This is a genomic window from Sphingomonas sp. Leaf25, from assembly GCF_001421635.1.
Lineage (GTDB): Bacteria > Pseudomonadota > Alphaproteobacteria > Sphingomonadales > Sphingomonadaceae > Sphingomonas.
Genome location: NZ_LMKU01000023.1, coordinates 313,382 through 316,430, shown reverse-complemented (window position 1 = coordinate 316,430; position 3,049 = coordinate 313,382). Strand labels below are relative to the sequence as shown.

At 68.8% G+C, this 3,049-nt stretch carries 2 protein-coding genes; both read left to right on the top strand.

Features of this window, described 5'->3' with window-relative positions:
* Positions 1-130 precede the first annotated feature (130 nt).
* Positions 131-2,200: an HAD-IIB family hydrolase gene (locus ASE78_RS09185; protein WP_056495976.1), complete on the top strand. Its 2,070-nt coding sequence runs from the start codon at positions 131-133 to the stop codon at positions 2,198-2,200.
* Complete coding sequence (locus ASE78_RS09180; RefSeq protein ID WP_200911020.1) at positions 2,197-3,042, top strand: glycosyltransferase family 2 protein; 846 nt, start codon at positions 2,197-2,199, stop codon at positions 3,040-3,042. The genes ASE78_RS09185 and ASE78_RS09180 overlap by 4 nt, the downstream gene beginning before the upstream one ends.
* Positions 3,043-3,049: the final 7 nt, after the last annotated feature.

Here is a 3,049-nt window from a genome sequence, read left to right as displayed (position 1 = left end):
GGGGTAGATCACCGGGGCGAGCTGCGCGATGCGTAAGGGGGCGGGCATTCCACGGGCGGAACCATCCGCCTGCGCGACGGTTCCGTCAGGGTGGTCCCAACACCACGTATTTAAACGGGAAAGTTCCGTAATGTTCATCCTACATCTTGCGTTGCAGGGCTGTCTTCGTGCGCGCGAGGTGGAATATGGCGTTACGGCCGACACCGGCGGCCACATCCGCTACCTGCTCGATCTGGTCACGGCCGGCGGGCGACATCCCGACATCGAACGGCAGGAGATCGTCACCCGTGCCTTTCGCGGCGGTCCTGCAGGCGAGGGCTATTGGCGCGCGGTCGAACCGATCGATGCGACGACCCGCCTCATCCGCCTGCGCTCGGCAAGCGACGCCTATATGGCCAAGGAGGCATTGTGGGGCGAGCATGAAACCACGGTCGACGCGCTTATCGCCCATATCGCAACGCTCGACCGCCGGCCCGACCTGATCCATGCCCATTATGCCGATGCCGGCGCGGTGGCGGCGGCGATCAAGGACCGGCTCGGCATCCCCTATCTGTTCACCGCCCATTCGCTCGGCCGGGTCAAGCGGACCGCGTTCGGCACCGATTGCGCCGAGACGCAGGGAATCGACCGCCGCATCGCGATCGAGGACCGCGCGATCGCCGGGGCCGCCGCGATCATCGCCTCCTCGCGCGACGAGGCGGAGGTGCAGTACGCCGGCTATCCGAGCTACGATCCCGGCCGCATCCGCATCATCCCGCCGGGCAGCGATCTGGCACTGTTCGCCGGCACCTGCACCGACACGCTGGTCGACGCCCGGATCGACCGGTTCCTCGCCGATCCGACCAAGCCCGCGATCCTCGCCATCGCCCGGCCGGTCAGCAAGAAGAACCTCGCCGCCCTCGTCCACGCCTATGGCCGCTGCCCCGCGCTGCAAACCGCCGCGAACCTCGTCATCGTCGCCGGCACCCGCGATGATCCGCGCAGCCTTGAACCCGAACTCGCCGGCAACATGGCCGAACTGTTCGCGCTGATCGACCGCTACGACCTGTACGGATCGGTAGCACTTCCCAAGAGCCACGCCCCGCACGAAGTCCCGGCGATCTATGCCTATGCCCGCGCGCGGCGCGGCGTGTTCGTCAACCCCGCGCTCAACGAACCGTTCGGCCTCACCCTGCTCGAAGCCGCCGCGTCGGGCCTGCCTTTGGTCGCGACCGACAGCGGCGGGCCGAATGACATCATCGAAGGCTGCGGCAACGGCATCCTCGTCGATCCGCGCGATCCGCATGCCATCGGTCAGGCGGTGCTGAAAATCCTGTCCGACGACATGCTGTGGGACCGGTATTCGCAGGCCGGGGCGGTCGCGGCCAGGCTGTACGACTGGGACGGCCATGTCGAACGCTATGTCGAACTGGCGCAGGCGGTCATCGCCCCGCCGGCCCCGGTGATGGAATCCCCGCGCCTGCTGCTCGTCTCCGACATCGACAACACGCTGCTCGGCGAAGCGGAGGCCGCCGCCGCGTTCAACCTGTGGCACGGCGACCAGCGCGACATGGCGTTCGGCATCGCCACCGGTCGCAGCCTGCACAGCGCGCTGGCGATCCTCGCCCAGAACCATGTCGCGCCGCCCGCCATCATGATTACCTCGGTCGGATCGGAAATCTACCACCGCGTCCACGGCGGCGTCTATGCCCGCGACGATGCGTGGACCCGGCGGATCGACGCCGGCTGGGACCGCGCCGCCATCGCGCGGCTGCTCGCCACCGTCGCCGACCTCCGCCCGCAAAGCCCGCTAGAACAGCGCAGTCACAAGCTCAGCTATTTCACCGGTGGCGAGGCGGACATCACCGAACGGGTGCGCGACCTGCTCGCCGCCGCCGGCGTCACCGCCTCGGTGATCCACAGCCACGGCCGCTATCTCGACGTGTTGCCGCTCGCCGCGTCGAAGGGCACGGCGGTCGAGTATGTCCGTCAGCATCATGGCCTGCGCCCCGATCAGGTGATCGTCGCGGGCGACAGCGGCAATGACGTCGAGATGCTGCGCGCCTGCGCCCGATCGATCATCGTCGGCAATTATTCGGATGGTCTGGCACAGCATCCCGACCTCGCGCACAGCTATGTCGCGCGGACCGGCTATGCGTTCGGCATCATGGAAGGGGTCGCCCATTTCCGCGCGCAACCCGACCGGCGGCTGATCGCGTGATTTCGGTCTGCACGCTGGTGCGCGGCCGCGAGGGGCATCTTGCGCAGTTGCTCGCCGGCATCGCCCGCCAGAGCCGTGCGCCCGACGAAGTCGTCATCGCCTATATGCAGGATGCCGCGCCGTCGGGCCTGCCCGATCCCGGCGTACGGTTGCGCGAGATATTCGTCCCCGGCGATCCGATGCCGCTCGCCCGCGCGCGCAACGCCGCCGCTGCCGCCGCACAGGGCGACACGCTGATCTTTCTGGATGTCGACTGCATCCCCTCGCCGACGCTGGTCGAACGCTATGCCAGCGTGCTGGCCGACGCGCCCGGCGTCTATCTCGGCGAAGTCCGTTATCTGCCGCCCGGCCCGGTCGATCCGGCGGCCTTGCCACATGCCGGCGAACGCCACCCCGCCAAACCCGCGCTTGCCGACGACGAGGTTCGCCCCGTGCCGAGTCACGGCGAATTGTGGGGCCTCTCGTTCGCCCTTCCCCGCAGCGCATGGGAGGCGGCGGGCGGCATGGACGAGGGCTATGTCGGCTATGGGGCTGAGGAAACCGACTTCGCGTGGCGGCTCCACGCGGCGGGCGTGCCGATGGCATGGGTCGGCGGCGCGGTCGCATGGCATCAGCATCACGCGGTCCACGTCCCCCCGCTCCACCAGTTCGACCCGATCCTGCGCAACGCCGCCCGCTTCCGCGAACGCTGGGGCCGGTGGTGCATGGACTATTGGCTCGGCCAGTTCGCCGCCGCCGGGCTGATCCGCTGGACCCCCGACGCGACCGCGATCGAACGCCTGCGCGATCCTACCGACGCCGAAATCGCCGCCAGCCGGCGCGGGGATGCGTTGTTCAGCTAGGCGGGAT